Source organism: Leptospira selangorensis (assembly GCF_004769405.1).
Classification (GTDB): domain Bacteria; phylum Spirochaetota; class Leptospiria; order Leptospirales; family Leptospiraceae; genus Leptospira_B; species Leptospira_B selangorensis.
Window position 1 is genome coordinate 1 of the sequence record NZ_RQES01000003.1, and the last position, 20,060, is coordinate 20,060.

At 36.3% G+C, this 20,060-nt stretch carries 24 protein-coding genes; 23 read left to right on the forward strand and 1 reads right to left on the reverse strand.

Annotation, left to right across the window (positions count from 1 at the left end; all coding sequences use genetic code 11):
- The first annotated feature begins 227 nt into the window (after positions 1–227).
- From EHO58_RS01490 to EHO58_RS01505, 5 genes are all read left to right on the forward strand, one after another.
- Positions 228–809: a hypothetical protein gene (locus EHO58_RS01490; protein WP_167483167.1), complete on the forward strand. Its 582-nt coding sequence runs from the start codon at positions 228–230 to the stop codon at positions 807–809.
- 177 nt (positions 810–986) lie between these two features.
- Positions 987–1,724, forward strand: a complete 738-nt coding sequence (locus EHO58_RS19480) for a hypothetical protein (RefSeq protein ID WP_167483168.1) — start codon at positions 987–989, stop codon at positions 1,722–1,724.
- Positions 1,725–1,932: 208 nt separating this feature from the next.
- Positions 1,933–3,099, forward strand: a complete 1,167-nt coding sequence (locus EHO58_RS01495; protein ID WP_135678199.1) for a hypothetical protein — start codon at positions 1,933–1,935, stop codon at positions 3,097–3,099.
- 184 nt (positions 3,100–3,283) lie between these two features.
- Positions 3,284–4,102, forward strand: a complete 819-nt coding sequence (locus EHO58_RS01500; RefSeq protein ID WP_135678200.1) for a hypothetical protein — start codon at positions 3,284–3,286, stop codon at positions 4,100–4,102.
- A gap of 227 nt (positions 4,103–4,329) precedes the next feature.
- A complete protein-coding gene (locus EHO58_RS01505) occupies positions 4,330–4,989 on the forward strand; it encodes a hypothetical protein (RefSeq protein WP_135678202.1) in 660 nt (219 codons plus the stop codon).
- A gap of 134 nt (positions 4,990–5,123) precedes the next feature.
- On the opposite strand, the gene EHO58_RS01510 is transcribed toward EHO58_RS01505, so the two are convergent.
- Positions 5,124–5,399, reverse strand: a complete 276-nt coding sequence (locus EHO58_RS01510; RefSeq protein WP_135678204.1) for a helix-turn-helix domain-containing protein — start codon at positions 5,397–5,399, stop codon at positions 5,124–5,126.
- A 173-nt stretch (positions 5,400–5,572) separates the two neighbouring features.
- Between EHO58_RS01510 and EHO58_RS01515 the strand changes: the two genes are divergently transcribed.
- The 18 genes from EHO58_RS01515 to EHO58_RS01605 all read left to right on the forward strand — a co-directional run bounded on the left by EHO58_RS01515 (position 5,573) and on the right by EHO58_RS01605 (position 19,746).
- A complete protein-coding gene (locus EHO58_RS01515) occupies positions 5,573–5,995 on the forward strand; it encodes a transcriptional regulator (RefSeq protein ID WP_100787884.1) in 423 nt (140 codons plus the stop codon).
- Between the two features lie 396 nt (positions 5,996–6,391).
- A complete protein-coding gene (locus EHO58_RS01520) occupies positions 6,392–6,673 on the forward strand; it encodes a BrnT family toxin (protein WP_135626725.1) in 282 nt (93 codons plus the stop codon).
- Positions 6,648–6,902 (forward strand): CopG family transcriptional regulator, encoded by a 255-nt coding sequence (locus tag EHO58_RS19695; RefSeq protein WP_244241032.1) that lies wholly within the window; start codon positions 6,648–6,650, stop codon positions 6,900–6,902. The genes EHO58_RS01520 and EHO58_RS19695 overlap by 26 nt, the downstream gene beginning before the upstream one ends.
- A 405-nt stretch (positions 6,903–7,307) precedes the next feature.
- Complete coding sequence (locus EHO58_RS01530) at positions 7,308–7,634, forward strand: hypothetical protein (protein ID WP_135678206.1); 327 nt, start codon at positions 7,308–7,310, stop codon at positions 7,632–7,634.
- Between the two features lie 204 nt (positions 7,635–7,838).
- A complete protein-coding gene (locus EHO58_RS01535) occupies positions 7,839–8,531 on the forward strand; it encodes a DUF4145 domain-containing protein (RefSeq protein WP_135678208.1) in 693 nt (230 codons plus the stop codon).
- An 898-nt stretch (positions 8,532–9,429) separates the two neighbouring features.
- Positions 9,430–10,176, forward strand: coding sequence for a hypothetical protein (locus tag EHO58_RS01540; RefSeq protein WP_135678210.1), 747 nt, complete (start codon positions 9,430–9,432; stop codon positions 10,174–10,176).
- A gap of 4 nt (positions 10,177–10,180) precedes the next feature.
- Positions 10,181–10,570: a hypothetical protein gene (locus EHO58_RS01545; protein WP_135678212.1), complete on the forward strand. Its 390-nt coding sequence runs from the start codon at positions 10,181–10,183 to the stop codon at positions 10,568–10,570.
- 260 nt (positions 10,571–10,830) lie between these two features.
- Positions 10,831–11,280, forward strand: a complete 450-nt coding sequence (locus EHO58_RS01550; RefSeq protein ID WP_244241033.1) for a hypothetical protein — start codon at positions 10,831–10,833, stop codon at positions 11,278–11,280.
- A gap of 221 nt (positions 11,281–11,501) precedes the next feature.
- On the forward strand, positions 11,502–12,287 hold the full coding sequence (locus EHO58_RS01555; RefSeq protein WP_135678216.1) for a PDDEXK family nuclease: 786 nt from the start codon (positions 11,502–11,504) through the stop codon (positions 12,285–12,287).
- A gap of 189 nt (positions 12,288–12,476) precedes the next feature.
- On the forward strand, positions 12,477–13,016 hold the full coding sequence (locus tag EHO58_RS01560; protein WP_135678218.1) for a hypothetical protein: 540 nt from the start codon (positions 12,477–12,479) through the stop codon (positions 13,014–13,016).
- 245 nt (positions 13,017–13,261) lie between these two features.
- On the forward strand, positions 13,262–13,816 hold the full coding sequence (locus tag EHO58_RS01570; RefSeq protein ID WP_135678222.1) for a hypothetical protein: 555 nt from the start codon (positions 13,262–13,264) through the stop codon (positions 13,814–13,816).
- Positions 13,817–14,011: 195 nt separating this feature from the next.
- Positions 14,012–14,560 (forward strand): YcxB family protein, encoded by a 549-nt coding sequence (locus tag EHO58_RS01575; protein ID WP_135678224.1) that lies wholly within the window; start codon positions 14,012–14,014, stop codon positions 14,558–14,560.
- Positions 14,561–15,240: 680 nt separating this feature from the next.
- Positions 15,241–15,711 carry a GIY-YIG nuclease family protein gene (locus tag EHO58_RS01580; protein WP_167483169.1) on the forward strand — a complete coding sequence of 157 codons (471 nt, stop codon included), beginning with the start codon at positions 15,241–15,243 and terminating at the stop codon, positions 15,709–15,711.
- A gap of 277 nt (positions 15,712–15,988) precedes the next feature.
- Positions 15,989–16,330: a hypothetical protein gene (locus EHO58_RS01585; protein WP_135678227.1), complete on the forward strand. Its 342-nt coding sequence runs from the start codon at positions 15,989–15,991 to the stop codon at positions 16,328–16,330.
- Between the two features lie 259 nt (positions 16,331–16,589).
- The gene (locus EHO58_RS01590; RefSeq protein ID WP_135678229.1) at positions 16,590–17,003 is read left to right on the forward strand and encodes a hypothetical protein; all 414 of its coding nucleotides are present in this window, start codon (positions 16,590–16,592) and stop codon (positions 17,001–17,003) included.
- Between the two features lie 174 nt (positions 17,004–17,177).
- Positions 17,178–18,026, forward strand: a complete 849-nt coding sequence (locus tag EHO58_RS01595) for a hypothetical protein (RefSeq protein ID WP_135678231.1) — start codon at positions 17,178–17,180, stop codon at positions 18,024–18,026.
- A 180-nt stretch (positions 18,027–18,206) separates the two neighbouring features.
- Complete coding sequence (locus EHO58_RS01600) at positions 18,207–18,833, forward strand: hypothetical protein (RefSeq protein ID WP_135678233.1); 627 nt, start codon at positions 18,207–18,209, stop codon at positions 18,831–18,833.
- 181 nt (positions 18,834–19,014) lie between these two features.
- Positions 19,015–19,746, forward strand: a complete 732-nt coding sequence (locus EHO58_RS01605; RefSeq protein WP_135678235.1) for a DUF4145 domain-containing protein — start codon at positions 19,015–19,017, stop codon at positions 19,744–19,746.
- The last annotated feature ends 314 nt before the right edge of the window (positions 19,747–20,060 follow it).

A 20,060-nucleotide genomic window follows, 5' to 3' on the forward strand; every position in this document is an offset into this window, starting at 1 on the left:
TCCTGTTACACCAGAAATGGCTGTAAGAATAGGCATCGCTACTAATACTTCTGCGGAGAGTTGGTTGAATATGCAGACTAAGTTAGATTTATGGGCTGCAATGCAAGAAAAGCCTAAGAATATTATTAAATTTCCTATTTCAGCCTAATCAATTTTATGATCAGCCAAACCGTCGGCTAACTATCGGCTCTGACGCTTCGCTTCGAGATTGCTTACGCAACTCTCGCTTGGCCTCCGGCACATTTCGCTTTGTCACTCGCCTTGCGGTGGCAAGTCTCGCGCCAAGTGCTGACGCACTCGCGAAACGTCGTCAAGCCTTGGTCGTTATACGCAATTGTGCCCAAAACTTTCTTAAACTGATGAAACAGGCAATTCTACTCTTTTTGATAGTATCCTTTGAATTTTGTGCTCCAAGTATTGAAGAGTTGAACATAAAAGGCAGTATATATTTTCGGATGGTAGATATTTTTTTGCCGCCCGCTGATCATTTTGAAATATTTAAAGAGAGGAACCTTCAAGAAAAGTTAAATAAAGATTTGTATGGTGAGATAGATACCGGCCATGTTCTTAAATCGTCCGAGGTTTTTGAGAGTGTTTTGGTGCTTGAGGATAATTCTGAGAAAATTGTTCGAATAATTATTCCGAAATATTTGAAGAAAGAAATTTGGAAGATTAAACCATTTGAGTTAAAGAGAAAAGGCGAAAAGTTGGTATCTGATTTTAATGTTCTAAAATATAAAGACGTATATATTTTAAACACAATAAATAAGTTAAAGTATCAAAAGGGCGAAGTTCCGATTTCCAAGTAAAGGGGCACAACTGCGTATAACTGTCGGTGCTTCCGCTACGCTTCGAGATTGCTTTCGCAACTCTCGCTCGGGCTACGCCACATTTGCGTCTGTCACTTCGTTTGCAGAGCAAACTCGTGCCATTGCAAACGTCGGAACACCTTGGTCGTTAGGCGAAAGCCAAATCAATATCTTCTCATGAAAATAATTTCACCATCGACGAATAGCTTAGTTAGCTGGATTACAAATGGAACTTCATGGAGTGGCCTATTTCAGTGTAGAGATTTCATTCCTCCAATATTTGAAAGGTATATAAAAATTTTACTTCCGACAGGGATATACAGAGACTTCCCAATAGATCGGTATCCGGTTAATCCTACCAGTGTTGAGGATATCAAAACGCGGATGCAAATAGGTGAAGAGCATTTTATTCCAGGAGAATTCGGGATAATATCTGAAAGCAGATTAGATAGAATTAGGTCGTATGAAATCGCAAAAGTATATGATATACCTTTCGATAGTAAAATGGATTCAAACTTTTTGTTCAATTCTCTGGGGTTTTGGCCAGCAAATTTGCAAAGTATGCCTAATCTAGAGAAGCAATATGTTAATAGAATAATCTCTCTCATTGGGTACAGTGAAGAAGTATTCTTTTATGGGGATGCAAAAACCGGAAAATATCTACCGGATAGCCATGAAAGCTGGCATTATTCTGGGAAACTAACTGAATTGTTTCAGGTTATGGATTTGACTGTTTCGGATTACCCTGCCTATATTTGGCCGCAGGGTAAGGAATGGTTAATAGTTCATATTGAAGATCAAGATTATTTTCTAATTGGATGCTCAGATTCAATGTTTAAAAGAATAGAATCTGATTCTGAAATAGAATTAATAAATATTAATGATCCACAAGAAAAGGTTGCAAATCTATTTTAGAAGAGATTTGGCCATCGCCTAACTATCGGCTTATCGCTGCGCTTCGAGATTGCGTGCGCAACTCTCGCTTGGGCTTCGCCACATTGGCTTCAGTCACGCCTTTTGCAAATGCAAAAGATCGTGCCTGTTCCTAACGCCTCTGCGAGGCTCAGGAATTCGCCAACGTCGATAACCCTTGGTCGTTAGACGCAATTGATTATTTGATGCTATGAGTAAGAAGAATTATTTACAAATTATTGAAGAAACTATCGATAAGAAATTAGATCAAAAAGTAATCAACGGGTTAACAGGCCCGGAAATTGAAAGAATAGCATATACAATAGATGCATATGTAAAAGATCCCTTTATACCTACAAAATCCAAGTTTGAACTTCGTCCTTTTTTCTCTTATGAAGTTAGTATGGGAGATCATTTTGTTCAAGCTGCGTTCGTTAACGGTGAAGATCTAAAAACCTTGAAGCTTTTCAGCGATCTCAAGCGAACGTTACTTTATTCGGAATCAATTTGCTTTTACGATCCGTTAGTATACCATTTGGACTTTTTTCGGCCATACACAGGTTCCGAATTTTCGGAAAGACGTATTAATTCTGTAAAATATATTCTCAATCAATATATCGAAGCTTATGATCTTTTTGAAAAGAATATATTAATTCCCATCTCGTATGATGGATTTAGGTCTATTAAAAGTGAAATATGGGAAGATATTGATAACATTCAACTCCCAATAAAAACTCTTGAGAAAGAATATAAGGATCAGGCTGAATTTATAAGACTATTTTATCTTGAAAATATAAAAAAACAACTTAAGTATAAATACATGTTAAATAATCAGGTTGATATTGTTCTACCTGATGATATCTATTTAAACATATATAAAATGGTTCTTAGAGAACATTCTAAGATTAACACGGACATCTCAGGTCATCGATTTAATAAGCTATTTTGCTTTAATAAATACCAGATTATTGATACTGATAATCTTGAGATAAAACATATTACGAATATAAGAAATAATGAAGAGGCATTTTCTATAATTAGAAATTCAATTAATAATTCCTTAAATATAATAAATGATCCAAACACGCCAGATAATTTGAAGTTAGATAGTTTAAAACTTCATTTTGAAGAAGATCTCGATAAATATTCTAAAGAAATTCAAAAATCCCAATATCTAAAAACACTAACAAATTTAGCAAAAGAAGAGATTTTGATTGGAGGAATAAGGGCCTTGACAGCTGAATATTTTCTACGTGACATACCTCGTTCTCTTGCAACAGGTTTTTTGCCTTCGCTCGCTAAATTGCTTTATACAGGCATTGCAAAAAAACCTGATTACTTAATTAATAATAATTTTCTTAGCTTTATTAAAAAATAATCAACTGCGTCTAACTTTCGGCTCTGACGCTCCGTTTCGAGATGCTACGCACTCTCACTTCGGGCTTCGCCACATTTGCTTCTGTCACTCGCCTTGCAAAGCAAGCCTCGCGCCATCGCAAACGTCGTCAAGCCTTGGTCGTTAGGCGAAAGTTGCAAAATTTCAATTTATCTAAGGGTAATTTATGATCACTTTAGAAGAAATAATTAAAAAATATGAATCGAAGACTACGTTCTTAACTCAGAAAGAGCAAGAAGTAAGTGATAAGTTTAAGAGTAGTCAGTATAGAGGCATATTTATTATTTTTGATATTTTCCTTTCCGCTTTTACAGATAATTTAACTTCTATTTGTAAACCAATAAGTAAAAAAGATGTTTTGTTGCTTTTATATAGCGAATCATTTAAACGAATTAGAATTGCAATCGATCTATCCAAAAAAGGGTATTATACTGAAGCGTTAGCTAGTTTAAGAACTTCCTTCGAATTAAATAAAATCTTAAACGCTATTCAAAAGGATATACTTCCTGAATTAGATTTCTTTGGAAAAGATAGGGGAGATGAATTTAAAAGCTTAACGAAAAAAGAACAAGGAAAAATCATTTTATCGCATCAGAAAGAAATTGATTTAAAAATCAACAATTTCGACGATAAAGACTTGCCCCCAAATATTCGCCCGACACTTAAAATTTTCAAAAGCAACTTCCACGTTTCAGTACATAAAGCTTTAAGCAGCATAGCTTTAAAATTTAGTGAGTTTACTGCTACGGGGCAAGTCGATTTATTTGGTCCTGATTCCGCATCCAATATAGTAGAAATCTCAATAAATTACACATCCTATATGATTCTAATATATCTAAAACTTTGGACGAAATCAAGATTTTACGATTCATCTAAAACCAACGTAGTTACCGATTTAGAAAATTTTTTGCAAAACAGCTATTCTATTAGTGGAACTGAATTTTCGAAAGATATTATAGAGTATATCAATATTAAATACGCGTAATGCAACCTTCGCCTAACTATCGGTGCTTCCGCTACGCTTCGAGCTTGCTTACGCAACTCTCGCTCGGGCTACGCCACATTTGCTTCTGTCACTTCGTTTGCATGAGCAAACTCGCGCCATTGCAAACGTCGGAACACCTTGGTCGTTATCTGCCATGCCGCGCCCCTCATTAAAGCGCCTGCCGTCCGTGGCAGGCTTTAATTTATTTAAAACATCAGGAGTAAAAAATGTTTAACCTAAATTTAGATAATCTTTTAGTTCCGTTAATAACGATCGTTATATACGAAACACTCAAATATCTTGGCTCATTAATTTTGCCGGAATCTATCAAGCTTTTCTTTGCAAAAAAGCTCGAACTATTCAAAGGATCAATAGGAAATAGAATACCATATAAAGAGATCATTAGACAATCTTTATCGAGTTCAATTGATAAATATAACGATATTAGATTGAAATATTATACTGAATCTTATCTTCTTTTTTTCGAAGTATTGTTAATCGATTCTAATATAAAAAAGCATAACATTTCCAAAGACAAATCAGAAGAGTTATACAACGATCTTTTTGATAAATTGCAGAAACTGAGAGAAGGTGTATTTATCAATAAAATTTATTCACCTGAATTCTTTAATTATCTGCTAAGCTTTCAGATAGGACTGCATGATGATTTACGTTTAAAGTATCATAAGCATTTGTATCAGAAAGTAGATGAAAATAATTATATAGAAAAATATAATCCTTCAGATGAAATTGATAAAGCAGGTAAGTGGCTAATTAATAATAGCTTAACAAATATTACTCTTAAAGATGTAATTAATTACCATTTCGAAGAAACGAAAGAGTTCTCTGCGAATGAAAAAGGCTCAATTCAAGGAGAGAAAAAGTAAGGTAATTCGCCTTTCATGTAAAACGAAAAATAGTTTTGTATCCACCCGAACGCTTTGCGATCGGGGTGCAGAATTTTATTCGAGTTTTGTTCTAATTGCCCTCGTTAAAACTGCTTCACAGATTTTACTCGGGCTTAATCTATCTGTTCAACAAGATCACTTTTGATAAAGGCAGAATAGAAATAGATAGTTGGCTTTCCATAAAGCCTATATAAAATCAAAAACTCATCCATAAACAATCGCCTTTGTCCAAGCTCTATCTTAGAAATATGACTTCGACTACGCTTTAGCTTCTTAGCAACTTCAGCTTGAGTAAGACCAGCATCCTTTCTCGCCGTCTTCAAAGCTCTGTAAAAGAATTCTTTCTCCTTCTTTGAGACTTTCCATTGCGGAAGGACACTTGCAAACATTGTGACCTCCGAATTTGCTACCTTTTGGGCATTCGAGGGCCTCAGAATCGGTCTTTTTCTGCTTTTCGTATAAGGAGATGCCATAGAAACTAATTCTGCGCTCATAAAGTGCTAAATACATTAATACTATATAAACGTATTAATGTCAATAATATTTTATAAAAGCATTTTGAATGACAGTTAAAAAAGTAGAGAATTTACTTGGTAAAAAGGTGCAAGCCCTGATTGAAGCGAAAGGGGACAGTCAAAAAGAAGCGGCTGCCAAACTAAAACTTACACCTACCGGGATGAATGGAATTGTTCAAGGACGAGTCGAATCTGCTTCGCATTCTTTTTTAACGCTTCTTAAGCAAGAGTATAAACCAGATTTTAACTGGCTTTTGAATGATTCGATTCCTGTTCTTCCAATCAAATATCTTTCACCGGAAGAGGAAGATAAATTGGTTTCAAAAGCTGATCAAGATAAAGTATTACTAAGCCAAATTAAAACCACGAAAGGTCTTAGAGAAATTATTCAGAACCTTTTAAAATTTTCTAATCAGCAAAGAAAAGCTATAGGGGAAATGATTGCTGAGTTTTCTAAAGATAAGGATTAGATAGACATTCCCTAACCGGCTACGCCTTCCGTGGCTTCGCTCGGTTAGGCATCCGGGGCGCGGCACAGCAGATAACTTCGGCTTATCGCTACGCTTCGGGGTTCACTTCGCTCACCCTCGCTCGGGCTTCGCCACATTGGTCTCCGTCACGTTTCTTGCATAAGCAAGAAAGCGCGCCGACAGTAACGCCTGCATCGCAGGCTCACCTACGACCAACGTCGATAAGCCTTGGGTCGTTAGGCGGACAGCTCTGCATGATATTCTTTTCAAACTTTGCGGGCTTCCATGCCCGCTTGCTTTCATTAATATGAACTCTAAATTTTATTAATGTGCACTAAAATATGCATAATTATATGTATTGACATGGATTTGTTTCCTATCTATTTTTATATATAGATGGAGTTTGAATGGGATCCTGCAAAGAATGACGAAAATTTGCGGAAACATGGAATTGATTTCTTTGAAGCTCAAAAGGCATTCTTGGATCCAAATAGGGTTATTACTTTAGATATTACCCATTCTTCAGATTCCGAAAAAAGATATTATTGTTTTGGCCTAATTGATTCGTATGTATCAACAGTAAGATTTACTGTTAGAAATGGTAAAATCAGAATCTTTGGGGCAGGTTATTGGAGGCAAGGTAAGAAAGTTTATGAAAAAGAAAATAAAATACGCTGATGCACCAGCATCTATATCATCTTCAATTAAATCTTCTAAGGCTGTTGAGGATTTTCTACCTCCTCCGAATAAACTTGTTTTGAAAGAAGATAATTCGCGGGTAACGATAGTCTTGAGTAAAAAGAGTATTTCATTCTTTAAAGAGGAATCTAAGAGATCTGGTGTACCTTATCAAACTATGATTAAAAAGGTTCTGGATTTATATACAGAACATTATGCTCATAAATAATTAATAGCGCCATCCCTGGCTTAATTTTGTTCTATTAACTGCAGAGCCGTCGCCTAACTGTCGGCTCTGACGCAGCGCTTCAGGATTGCTTCGCAACCTTCGCTTGGCCTTCGGCACATTTCGCTTTGTCACTCGCCTTGCGGTGGCAAGTCTCGCGCCAAGTGCTTACGCACTCGCGAAACGTCGTCAAGCCTTGGTCGTTAGTCGCCATAAATACAATTCTCTATTAAAATGTGAATTTTCTATTTTCATTTTAATAGAGAGGGTTCCTAAAAAAAGAGCGACCTTGACACTGGCACAAAATAATTACTTTGATAATTTCAGGATACTGACTTCTGAAATAAGAAAATTTTATAATTATTGAAAGAGAGACGAGCCTCTTAGATAAGTGAGGTTCGAGTTCTTATGAAAGATACAGATAAATACCATCAAATAATTGAAAACGCGAATGAATACCAAATTGTTGGCTTTAATTTTCAGGATGATTTATCTGATATAGAAAATTCATACATCGAACTGACCCTACAAAGACAAAATGAAATTACAAAATTAAAATTTGCTCAGCCTTCAGAAATAAGCATTGAATTAGGATTTCCGAATCAAACCGGCGGGCTATGTGTTTTGGATATTTCCGATAGACAATGGGAAAATAAACTGATCGAAGTTACCGATTTCGAATCTAGCCAGGGAGCGATTCATTTTCTTGCGAAATCCGTTGAACGAATTTCTTAGGTATGAATGATATTTACGGCGACTAACTATCGGCTCTGACGCTTCGCTTCGGGATTGCTTCGCAACCCTCGCTTGGCCTCCGGCACATTTCGCTTTGTCATTCGTCTTGCATAGCAAGCCTCATGCCAAGTCCTTCGGACTCGCAAAACGTCGTCAAGCCTTGGTCGTTAGACGCCATCATTTAATTTTCATTTGAGAGAGAGAATGTCAGAAATCAAAAGAATTCCTTGCGTACAATGCGGAAATGTAACAAAGCACACAGTTAAAGGGGAGTATAAAACAGAGGGATTTGCAGAAGGTCCAGATATAAGTTGGAAAAGCGAATATTTTATCTTGGAATGTAATGGTTGTGAAGAAGTTTCTTTTCTGAAAGTTTCTACCAATTCGGAGAATTTTACTTATAATGCAGATGGTTCAATTGAGAGTATAGAAACTATCAAGGTCTATCCTGAGAGAGAAGAGGGAAATTTAGAATCAAAATATTTCCTTAATCTACCTCGTCAAATTGAAGAATTATTCTCAGAGACACTCGAAAGCTATAATAAAGAAAATTTAATTCTTTGTGCAGCGGGTCTTCGTGCCATTATTGAAGGTGTTTGTGCAGACCAAAAGATTAAAAAGGGTCCAGTTGAAGAAAAGGATAAGAATGGTCAAACCATAACGAGACAAAAGGGAAATCTTGAGGGGAAAATTAATGGGTTAAAGCAGAAAGATTTACTCACCGAAAAGCAAGCCAATATTCTTCATCAACATCGTTTTTTGGGAAACACCGCACTTCACAGATTGCAAAAACCTGATAAAGACAAGCTTAAGTTAGCTATAGAAATTTTAGAGCATATACTTGATGCAATATATTTAATTCCTAAAAAGGCGACTAACTTAAAAAGAAAGAAATGACGGCGTCTAACTATCGGCTCTGACGCTTCGCTTCGAGATTGCTACGCAACTCTCGCTTGGCCTTCGGCACATTTCGCTTTGTCACTCGCCTTGCAGAGCAAGCCTCGCGCCAAGTGCTTGCGCACTCGCGAAACGTCGTCAAGCCTTGGTCGTTAGACGAAATAACCATAAAGTTTAACGTATTAGCTAAAGTTCTATGTTGTTTTTTAAAGAGTTCGCTTTTAAGCTTATTTATATGGAAATATAAAGAACATTCACTATGGAATTAATTTTCGAAGTAATATGGGTGATAATTGTTGAAGTATTTGGAAAATACATAACTGACTCGATAACCAAGGATGTTATGGTGATATTGAGAAGATCGAAGTTCATGGAATCGTTCTTTTCTGTCATTGGTTATATTATTTTTGGATCAATAGTAGGTTATGTGAGCATGCTTGTTTTTCCAAAGTTTTTGCTTAAAAATCATAGCTTGCAAATAGCAAATTTGATTTTTATTCCGATTATTTCCGCATTAATAATTTGTTTTGTCAGTAATTGGCGTAAAAAGATTTCCCTTTTTAGAATAGAATTTGAAATATTTATTTCTGCTTACGTGTTTGCTTTTACGGTATCATTTATTCGATATTGTTTTTTAGATGTAACAAAACCATTTTGGTAACGTTGTTAGAATTCTAACTTACTCGTAATGTATGGTTACTTCGTCTAACTGTCGGCTCTGACGCTGCGCTTCAGGATTGCTATGCAACCTTCGCTTGGCCTTCGGCACATTTCGCTTTGTCACTCGCCTTGCAGAGCAAGTCTCGCGCCAAGTTCTGCGAACACGCGAAACGTCGTCAAGCCTTGGTCGTTAGCCGCCATTATTTAACTGCATTTATGAATTAAAATGGTAACTTATATGATTGAAAAATTAAGAAAGTCTCCGTTAGTAATATCTGGAATACTTTCATTTGTCGAAATATTACTCTATTTAGTAATATCAATATTTTCTTATGAAGGAGGCTGGGGAGTTCTTTTCTTTTTAGATTCTCGCTATTGGAAAGTATTACTTTCTGTTTTAAGTGACATGATTATTGCAATAGCAACAACTTGGTATGTAGTTTTTACTTATTACATGCTTAAGATAAGCGACGAAGCTAGAAAATATTCATCGGAACCTTTTATTTCTATTTCTTGGGCTACCTCAGAGACTGAGCAAGTTGAAAAAGTAGATAATCTCGATACTATATCTCAAATCATAATTCCTAAGATTGAATCAACTTTCAGTTTAGTATCTCCTGAAGAGCCACCTAAATTTGTAACTATTGAACTTGAGAATGTTAGAAGACCAGAGTGTAATTTATCTGAAATTACTTTTGAAGTAAAAATATTACAACCTAAAGATTTCTCTTATGATTTTCAAAGTAAAAGAATTAGTTTTAATAAAGTGGGAATAAAAATAGCCGAATCTGAAAAGTTAAATATTACTATATTATCTCTCCGAGATCTCCCAACTCAATTTGAAGTCGTTATCAAAATAATCTCTTTAAAATATTCTCCACGAGACGCTCACTCAATGATTACTGAATATCATGGCCAACAAAGATACTCAGTGACAGGTACATATATTCTTCAAAGTAAACCAAAAATACAATTAAATGGATAACAAAATGGATAAAATTAAAGGCAAAATAGCTGCTATTATAACTAAAGATAGTGTAATTATTAATAAAGGACAAGCAGACGGAGTTGCGGAAGGGATGATCTTTGACGTAAGGTTAGAAATTCCAGAAATTATTGATCCCGACGATCCATCAAATCAATTAAAGGGGTTATTTTATACAAAAGGGAAAATTGAAATAACTCAAGTATATAAAAAAATGAGCTATGGTAATTTTAAACAGCATTTCGTGTTTAATCCAGGATCGGGTGGTTTAAGTCTGTCTTCAACTCGTGTTGATGAGAATTCGATCTTACTGAAAGAAGATTCTTGGGTTATAAAAAATGGGGACCCTGTTGAACAATATACTGAACAAGAGACAAAAAATAACGGCGGCTAACTTACGGTGCTTCCGCTCCGCTTCGAGATTGCTTACGCAACTCTCGCTCGGGCTACGCCACATTTGCTTCTGTCACTTCGTTTGCATGAGCAAACTCGCGCCATCGCAAACGTCGGAACACCTTGGTCGTTAGGCGTAATAACGCTTTCAATTTATGAAACAACAATAAATATAGTTCAAGGGTTAGAATGAGAAAATCTATAATAACAATAATCAGTATATTCACATTTGAGTGTCTGCCGTATGGGAACATTAAAATAGTGAAAGATGATTATAAGAATCAAACAACTTATACTTTGGACTTATACGCTACTACGAATTATACGTTAAATAATTTTGAAAAGGCAAAGCCATTATTTATGACGTTAACAAAAACAGTAAATGCAGGCTCGGAAACACTTATTAAGTGTTATCTTTCTTCTGAATTTTCGAATCACGAACAGCCACTGGGCCATTCAAGTTTTTTTAAATTAGATGATAAGAAGATTAAAATTAAATTTCAAAATACTAAAATTATTCCTAATGGAATAAGAAATTCCTCATTGAGCACACATGCGGCAGAATTTGTTCTTTCTAATGAATTAAAAAACGCATTATTAAATGCGAATAGTCTTTCCGTTCGATTTTATTCTGGTGAACTCCCATTCGATGCGGATTTTTCCTCAGGCGATTTGCGAGTTATTAAAGAATTAATAAATAACAGCCCATAGAAAGCGTTACTACGCCTAACTGTCGGCTTATCGCTGCGCTTCGAGATTGCTTGCGCAACTCTCGCTTGGGCTACGCCACATTGGCTTCAGTCACGCCTTTTGCAAAAGCAAAAGATCGTGCCTGTTCCTAACGCCTCTTCGAGGCTCAGGAATTGCCAACGTCGATAACCCTTGGTCGTTAGGCGACATTTTTTAAAATACATCTGAAATATGAAGGTTATATGAATCCGATTGAAACAATTCATAATGGATACAAATTCCGATCTCGATTGGAAGCTAGATGGGCAGTTTTTTTCGATAGCTTGAAAGTAACTTATGATTACGAGAAGGAGGGCTACAATTTAGATGGTAGATGGTATTTGCCAGATTTTTGGATACCTATGTGGGATTGTTGGTTAGAGATCAAACCTGAAATTCCAAATCTTCGCGATGTTAAAGAAGAATATTTTTTATGTAGTAAGCTTTGTAAACATACCGAGAAAAATGTAATATTAGTTGGAGGAAATCCTTGGAGCAAAGATGAATCGATCGGATCATATCCAATTTATGAATTGGAATATGGAGTCGCTATCTTTAGTAGTCCTGCACTTATCAAAACTAAAATTAATCTGGATACTAGCAATTATAAAGATAAATCCATTAACATTGATGATCGACATCATGTAACTAGATTGAATGAATCTTTCTATTCAGAAGAACATTTATTGCCCGGAGTAATTGATAGAGCAAAGGAACAATATCCCAAACTTTTTCCAGGTTCAATTCCTAACAAAGGTGAAATTACTGAATTAATTGAGGCGGATAAAAAGTATTACAAGCATAAATATGGAGAAGAACATCCTCATTGGCAATATGGATTAGCAGAGGACAGACTTGGATTTTCAATTTTAAATAAAAAGATATACTATACGCCATTTGCATCGGATATTCCTCAAGATTCAAAATTAACTGAAGCGTTTACTAAAGCAAGACAAGCGAGATTTAAAGAGAAGAATGGGGGTGATTAAAATTTCCTATTCGTGCGTAAAAACGTCGCCTAACTATCGGTGCTTCCGCAGCGCTTCGAGCTTGCTTCGCAACTCTCGCTTGGCCTCCGGCACATTTGCTTCCGTCACTTCGTTTGCAGAGCAAACTCGTGCCGTTGCAAACGTCGGAACACCTTGGTCGTTATACGCCATTTGAAATATCTTATTAATATGAAAATAAAAAAAGAACAAAAGTTGTTCGCAATAATCGGAATACTTGTAGCTATATATATTTCTATACTATTATCAGGTAATGTTCCTTTAATTAAGTTTATAACTTTGACTGGTCGCTTCATTTTCCCGCCTTTAGATACTACAGTATATCTTGATGATAAGTTAGAACGAGATGTTAGAGTTTTTGCAATTAATTCTATTTACGACCCATTTCGATTTGAAAAGCACGATCAACCTGTAAATGCTATTGTAGTTTGGATTCCAGATTTAGATTCACCATATGAACGTACTATTATATATATTAATCTAGATCGTATGATAGCTGGAGATGTAAATTTGAGTAAAAAAGAATATGATTTGTTTTTTTCGTGGATTCTTTTTCAATCTGACAACGGTCAGTATGTAGTTCCTTGGCAAGATGGTGTTAAAGGACGCGGGTTTGATCCGAATCTAAGAATTATTGGTAAAGATATAATTTTCAATTTACCAATTGGCTATCTTGGAAACGTTAATTCAATAAAGATAGTAAAGAATTAATTACTTCAAACGGCGTATAACTATCGGCTTGGCGTTACGCTTCGAGCTGCTTCGCACTCTCGCTCCAGGCTTCGCCACATTTCGCTTTGTCACTTGTCTTGCAGGGCAAGTCTCGTGCCAAGTGCTTACGCACTCGCGAAACGTCGCCAACCCTTGGTCGTTAAGCGCAATGCTAAAAATTATCCTACGTAACTGTATTCTTTATATTTTAATAAAAGTTTCTAAGTTGGTAGACTCGGAGAAAAATGGAAATTTCTGATCATTGTGCGATACTTAACTCAATCCTATTGGTAATAATATTCTTCTATCAAATGAATAAAAATCGCGTGTTACTTGATCGGATTAATCACCAGTCAAGTATGATTGATGAAACTAAAAGCTTGATTGGGCAACAATCAACTGCAATTGATAGTCAAGGTAAAGTTGTCGAAACAGCTTTGAAATATTCTGAATCATTCTCTCCTGAAAAATTAGAAAAGATTATTAGGAGAGAGGCTGAGTTAGAACAGAGAGAAGAAAGAGAAAAAATCATTGCTGAATATGATCAAAAGCTAATGAAAGCCGAACAGAATAGCTTATCTAGAATGCAGGCAGAGGTAATAGTCAATCATATGGCAGACAATTACGTTGTCCCTATATTATTAGGTTTACTTCCGTTAGTTTTTGATATGCCTGTGGATGAAAGACGCGATTTTTTTGAGGGAATCAAAAATGAGAGCGCAAAAAAAATGATTGTGAACACATATGAAAAAATTCTAACAAAACTTCAAGAGATGAAAAATGCTGAAGAAGGTGAATAAGCTTTAGCTTTAAAATATCCTGAAGAATAGCACTGCGCTTAACTATCGGTGCTTCCGCTACGCTTCGAGCTTGCTTCGCAACTCTCGCTCGGGCTACGCCACATTTGCGTCTGTCACTTCGTTTGCAGAGCAAACTCGTGCCATTGCAAACGTCGGAACACCTTGGTCGTTAGGCGCAATAAATAAGGAATCATTTTGAAAAAGATAAAATTAACATTTACCCCAACAGTCGATGAAATTATCGATGCTAGCTATCGGTTATTTTTAAAAACAGATTTTTATAAGGCAAAAATTAAAGGAAGGCCAACTCGCGTAAAAATCTGGATAGTATTATTCTTGGTATTGATATTTTTGATATATGCTTCATCTGATAAAGCAATTGGCTTTATTCTACTTACTCTTATCGCCATGGCCTCTTCATACGAATATTTCTACCCTCGAGTAGTTAAAAGAAATATGGCCAAATTTATTAGAATGGAAACAGGGCCAGAAATGAGCCCTGAAGAAATTGTAATTAGCGCAAATGGGATTACATCAAAGGTTAAAGATATTAGCATTAATTATTCTTGGAATGATTTAACTGAGGTTAAGATTAATGACTCTGACATTGAAATCTATTTTTATAAAAAGGGATTAATAGTGTTGAGGAAAAGATACCTAAATCACCCTTCAGAATTTGAAGCTATTATTGAAATTTGCAATTCAGCCTCTTCCGAGTTGAAGACAGATCTTTCGTCAAATTGAGTTCAATATAATTGCACGGATCTAAAAATTCTTTAGATCTTATTTACTGCGCCTAACTGTCGGCTTATCGCTGCGCTTCGAGATTGCTTTCGCAACTCTCGCTTGGCCTCCGGCACATTTTGCTTTGTCACTCATCTTGCATGGCAAGCTTCGTGCCAAGTGCTTCCGCACGCGCAAAACGTCGATAACCCTTGGTCGTTAAGCGTACATGCCTGCAAACTTTGTTTTTATTATTTTAGGATTTGAAGCTTGGATTTCGTGTTAATCATTTCTAAAACTAATTTAGATTTCAATTTTTGAGCATCCGTTTCATCGCACTAGTGGAGCGTTGGCCTGCGATATTGTTTTAGGGTAACCGCTTTAATGCGGTAACCATTTCCGTAAGAGTAAATTACGAAGTGCGATTGAAACGTCTGGAATAGTATGGACAGTTACAATTTGTCCGTCTTGAATTTTACTTTAATAGGGAATAGATCTCGGACACAGTTGCTGTCCGTGCAGTCACGTCGCTTAACTATCGGCTTGGCGTTGCGCTTCGGGCTCACTTCGTGCCCCTCGCTCCAGGCTACGCCACATTTCGCTTTGTCACTCGTCTTGCAAAGCAAGTCTCGTGCCAAGTGCTTACGCACTCGCGAAACGTCGCCAACCCTTGGTCGTTAGACGCAATTATGAAAATAACTATGACGAAAGAAAAATTAGAATTTTATAAATATGAAATCAGATTTAAGAAAAGAATAACGAAAATTTCCTCTTTAGAAAAGAAACAAGCTTTAAAGTTTTTTGAAGAGCCTCTAAATACAACTGGAGTCTATAAGATCTATATTCTACGTAAAAATAATCGTATTCTTTACGTTGGGCAAACTAAAAGACAACTTCGCAGTCGTTTGAACTATGGCTTAGCAGCTGAAGGGAAAAATGGGTATCATGGATATAAATGGAAAACTGAAGAAGTCGCCGAGATTATTGTTTTTTATTTTATGGATCGCAAATATGATCAGGAATTAATTGAAACTATAGAAGGTGAAATAGTTTATCTTGTTAGAAAAAAGACAGGTCATTGGCCAATTTTTCAAAATGAAATTCATTTTCACAACGTTAAAGATAAAAGTGCATTTCAAATTGCAAATGAAATCTATTCCATTGTTTCTTAACTATTCTTATTACAAAGATGTCTTATAACTTCATTACTGCGTCTAACTATCGGCTCTGACGCTGCGCTTCGAGATTGCTACGCAACTCTCGCTTGGCCTTCGGCACATTTCGCTTTGTCACTCGCCTTGCAGGGCAAGTCTCGCGCCAAGTGCTTACGCACTCGCGAAACGTCGTCAAGCCTTGGTCGTTAGGCGCAATAAGTGCTATAATAAAAAATAGAAAGTAAAATATATAATTTAATATGCCTTTGGGGCTTAATTATAAGTTGTAACCATAATGAACTTAGACGAATTAGCTGAGAACATTCAAAAATCCATTATTCAATATAATCAATTGTTTGTGGATATTCTTTTTCAATGGAAAGTGAATGATAAAGTTATAACGGATCTTTCCAATGAATTTGAATCCGCTTTAGAGAAGCTATTCAAGATACACTTAGAAGAATTCAAGATAGTTTCTAAGTTATGGGAAAAATTCTACAAAGATGCTATTCAGAATATACAAGGTCTGACTATGAACGAAAGATTATATTTTTTTTGTCTCTTTGAAAGATTCGATTCATGTAACTCTGTAAATTGCAGAGACAAAATATATACAAAATTATTGGCCAAAAAATAGCACTTACTGCGCCTAACTATCGGCTCTGACGCAGCGCTTCGAGATTGCTACGCAACTCTCGCTCGGGCTGCGCCACATTGGCTTCAGTCACGCCTTTTGCGAAGCAAAAGTTCGTGCCTGTTCCTAACGCCTCTTCGAGGCTCAGGAATCGCCAACGTCGTCAAGCCTTGGTCGTTAGTCGCCATATCGAAGTATATTTTTTAATAACTCGGATTCTTCAACGATCGGCACTAATCAATCGAGATTCATATTTGTTCAAATGAATATTAGTTTTGATAATGAGCGCATTAATATTGGAGAAGATAGTCTCCGCTATGATTCTTACTATTTAGATGATGATGGTCGACTGCATACCAACATGCGAAATTTACTCCGTCAATGGTATATAATCTTATCTTCACTTATAGAAAGGGAAGTTGCTTATCTACCGTATTCTATTGCTGATGAATCAGTTTCTTGCTTGAAGGTTGAAAAAAATAAGGATAGCTTATCACTTCGTTGTGTCACTATAGTATATCCAGGATATGCGATTAGTCTGGACGATTTAGTTTTGTTTGCTAGATCCACTGAACATGAGATCTGTCACGAATTTCCCCAATATTTTGGAGTATTTCAGTTTTCTGAATTTATAAATGCTTTAAAATTAGCTTTGGACATTCGAAACGGCGACTAACTATCGGCTTATCGCTGCGCTTCGAGATTGCTTACGCAACTCTCGCTTGGGCTACGCCACATTGGCTCAGTCACTCGAATTGCAAAGCAATTCTCGTGCCTGTCTTCGCTTCGCTCAGCTCGCCAACGTCGATAACCCTTGGTCGTTAAGCGCAATGCTCAAAAATAATATTCTATGACAAAGATTGATTTAGATGAAGATGAATATTTGGCAAGGGAGGCTTTTGCACAATATGGCCTCACGATGTATTTAGCTCAGTCTCTTGAAAAATCGGTTGGCATTTGGATTACCTTTGGCCTAACAAAAGATAGAAAAATAACTCAATTTCAATTTGACCATGAATTGGAAGAGACATTCAAAAATACTTTTGGTGGATTAATTAAAATAATAAAAGACTTAGAGATTCAAATTGAGCCAAATTTACTAGCTAAGCTTGAAGTAGCTCTGATGGAGCGAAATCGCCTAGCGCATCATTATTGGTGGGAACATTCAGTTTCTTTCACGAAGAGGGAAGGAAAACTCTATATCTTAAACGAATTGAAAGGAATTCAAATTCTCTTCACTGAGTTAGACGGCGCAATTACTAGTTTAACTGATAAGGATGCTGAAAGCAAAGGAGTAACATCTGGAATTATACAAAAATTTTCTGAAGATTTAGTTGAGGGACCAATTATTTTATTTGAACAAGGGAGAATTCTACGGAAAAAAGAAATGCTTATTGAAGTCGGGAGATTATATACTAATACGGATCGACGTCAGTATGCACCAATCTTCACTTTTGAAGATGGGAGTCGGTGGACTCTTGGTGACAAGGGTTTTACGTACCCTTCTGAAATTAATGATACAAATTATGAAATTGAAAAAAGTATAGTACCGTTACTCCCAACTTTAATTGAAACTAGATCAAAGAACTCTACTCCCTGGGAGTATGACTTAAATATGGACTGTGGATATGTTCTGAGTGTTAAGAAAACTCAAGGAATTCCGGGCATTTTGTTTTCTTATTCGATCAAAAAGAAATAGCTTGAGCACTGCGCTTAACTAAAAATTGTCGCGGCGCTTCGGGATCGCTACGCGACCCTTGCTTGGGCTTCGCCAAATTCCGCTTTGTCACTCGTCTTGCATAGCAAGCCTCGCGCCAAGTCCTTCGGACTCGCGGTACTTCGACAATTATTGGTCGTTAAGCGAACATCCGAACGAAAAATGAAATTTATGAAGAAAATTATGATTATACTTTTCATTATTCCGTGTTGCCTTTGGGGCGAAACGGACGAAGACTTTGATAAAAGTCTTTCTAATTTATGCAAAGATAATGCTAATGTATCTTTCTGTTCCATTCTGGAAAAGTTTAAACATGGGACTGTTCCAAAATTTGGAACTACTTCATGTATTATCATTGGAGAAGGACAAAAATATTCTTTTGTTAAAAACCCTCAAAATGTCCCCAAGGATTACTATGCTATACTTATTAAATATTCTACATCTAATCTGCGTATAAGTTTTATAAAGTTAATTCCTGAGAATAATCAAGAAGTTGTGGAACTTAAGAATTTATTGCAAGCAGGCCTGACCGGAAATTCTATTAATCAGAATGAATTTCTTTCGTTCTTACGAAGTCAATTTGAGAATCAAGTTTTCGATGAAATAGATTTTAGTGATCGAAGTATTAGATTAAAATATCTAAATGCACCGAATGGAATTTTGAGACAATTTGAAGATAACTTAATTTTAGTTCAAATAGTTTTAGGTGCGCATAAGCGACCTAGTATATTTCTTTTTTCAGCTGGTTTGAAGCAATGTTTCCCAGCTTCACGTTCGGACGTCGCTTAACTGTCGGCTTATCGCTGCGCTTCGAGATTGCTTCGCAACTCTTGCTTGGGCTACGCCACATTTTGCTTTGTCACTCATCTTGCGTGGCAAGCTTCGTGCCAAGTGCTTCGCACTCGCAAAACGTCGATAACCCTTGGTCGTTAGACGAACATCACGGAAAAACATACTTAAAAGGGAATTTATGAAAGATACCGATACAGCAGAAAAGCCGGAGACAGAAGGCGTTGAAGTTTTTTCGCATTTCAACACAAAATTCAGATATGAACTTTCATTTATCCCCGATGTTTGTCCTTCTTGTCATCATAAGATTCGTCCCGAATTTATAAGCTTGTTTACAAACGATAATTACCCGGAACTTTATGCATTTTTTAAATGTACGGATAGAAAATGTTGCTCCGCCATCGTTGCTGAATATGAGAAAATAAGAAATAGTTTTGGTCGCCCTGGCTTTGCTAAGACTGCTTTTATATACTATTCATATATTAAAACTCGCCCAGTAAAGCCGAGTACAATTACTTTTAGTGAAGAAATTAATAAGGTTTCTCCGAAATTTGTAGAAATTTACAATCAGGCGAATGTAAGTGAATCAATTTCATTACTTGAAATATCAGGTATAGCATATAGGAAATCATTAGAATTTCTTATTAAGGATTACTTAATAAATGCGCTAAAGAAAGATGAAGAATCAATTAAGAAAAAAAATCTGGGAAAATGTATTTCAGAAGATATTACTGATGAGAATATAAAAGCAACAGCCCAAAGGGCTGTATGGTTAGGGAATGACGAGGCCCATTATTACCGGATTTGGCAAAATCAAGACATTAGCGATTTAAAGATTCTAATAAGGATAACAGCAAACTGGATTGAATCGCATTTACTAACTGCTAAATATAAAACTGAGATGAATCCGTGACGTCGTCTAACTTTCGCCTCTGGCGCTCCGTTTCGAGCTCGCTACGCGACCCTCACTCCGGGCTTCGCCACATTTGCTTCCGTCACTGCGCTTGCTTATGCAAGCTCGTGCCGTTGCAAACGTCGTCAAGCCTTGGTCGTTAGCCGAACAGTTTGGCTAAATTTATCTTTTAAAGCAAAAAGATTGACGTCGTAACCTATTAGGTTACAATTTGTCCATTGATAGTTTCTTTTAAACACAAGGGCCTTGAACATTTTTTTGAAACAGGCAGTAAGAAAGGAATACAAGCAGATCACGCTAGTAAATTAGCAAGG

Bases quoted from the DNA above. Each gene is read 5' to 3' on its own strand.
- EHO58_RS01545 (WP_135678212.1), top strand. From the start codon at position 10,181: ATGGATAAAATTAAAGGCAAAATAGCTGCTATTATAACTAAAGATAGT.
- EHO58_RS01500 (WP_135678200.1), top strand. From the start codon at position 3,284: ATGATCACTTTAGAAGAAATAATTAAAAAATATGAATCGAAGACTACG.
- EHO58_RS01505 (WP_135678202.1), top strand. From the start codon at position 4,330: ATGTTTAACCTAAATTTAGATAATCTTTTAGTTCCGTTAATAACGATC.
- EHO58_RS19695 (WP_244241032.1), top strand. From the start codon at position 6,648: ATGAAAAAGAAAATAAAATACGCTGATGCACCAGCATCTATATCATCT.
- EHO58_RS01510 (WP_135678204.1), bottom strand. From the start codon at position 5,399: ATGTTTGCAAGTGTCCTTCCGCAATGGAAAGTCTCAAAGAAGGAGAAA.
- EHO58_RS01495 (WP_135678199.1), top strand. From the start codon at position 1,933: ATGAGTAAGAAGAATTATTTACAAATTATTGAAGAAACTATCGATAAG.
- EHO58_RS01540 (WP_135678210.1), top strand. From the start codon at position 9,430: ATGATTGAAAAATTAAGAAAGTCTCCGTTAGTAATATCTGGAATACTT.
- EHO58_RS01555 (WP_135678216.1), top strand. From the start codon at position 11,502: ATGAATCCGATTGAAACAATTCATAATGGATACAAATTCCGATCTCGA.
- EHO58_RS01580 (WP_167483169.1), top strand. From the start codon at position 15,241: ATGACGAAAGAAAAATTAGAATTTTATAAATATGAAATCAGATTTAAG.
- EHO58_RS19480 (WP_167483168.1), top strand. From the start codon at position 987: ATGAAAATAATTTCACCATCGACGAATAGCTTAGTTAGCTGGATTACA.
- EHO58_RS01560 (WP_135678218.1), top strand. From the start codon at position 12,477: ATGAAAATAAAAAAAGAACAAAAGTTGTTCGCAATAATCGGAATACTT.
- EHO58_RS01570 (WP_135678222.1), top strand. From the start codon at position 13,262: ATGGAAATTTCTGATCATTGTGCGATACTTAACTCAATCCTATTGGTA.
- EHO58_RS01600 (WP_135678233.1), top strand. From the start codon at position 18,207: ATGAAATTTATGAAGAAAATTATGATTATACTTTTCATTATTCCGTGT.
- EHO58_RS01520 (WP_135626725.1), top strand. From the start codon at position 6,392: ATGGAGTTTGAATGGGATCCTGCAAAGAATGACGAAAATTTGCGGAAA.
- EHO58_RS01530 (WP_135678206.1), top strand. From the start codon at position 7,308: ATGAAAGATACAGATAAATACCATCAAATAATTGAAAACGCGAATGAA.
- EHO58_RS01535 (WP_135678208.1), top strand. From the start codon at position 7,839: ATGTCAGAAATCAAAAGAATTCCTTGCGTACAATGCGGAAATGTAACA.
- EHO58_RS01605 (WP_135678235.1), top strand. From the start codon at position 19,015: ATGAAAGATACCGATACAGCAGAAAAGCCGGAGACAGAAGGCGTTGAA.
- EHO58_RS01585 (WP_135678227.1), top strand. From the start codon at position 15,989: ATGAACTTAGACGAATTAGCTGAGAACATTCAAAAATCCATTATTCAA.
- EHO58_RS01515 (WP_100787884.1), top strand. From the start codon at position 5,573: ATGACAGTTAAAAAAGTAGAGAATTTACTTGGTAAAAAGGTGCAAGCC.
- EHO58_RS01590 (WP_135678229.1), top strand. From the start codon at position 16,590: ATGAATATTAGTTTTGATAATGAGCGCATTAATATTGGAGAAGATAGT.
- EHO58_RS01595 (WP_135678231.1), top strand. From the start codon at position 17,178: ATGACAAAGATTGATTTAGATGAAGATGAATATTTGGCAAGGGAGGCT.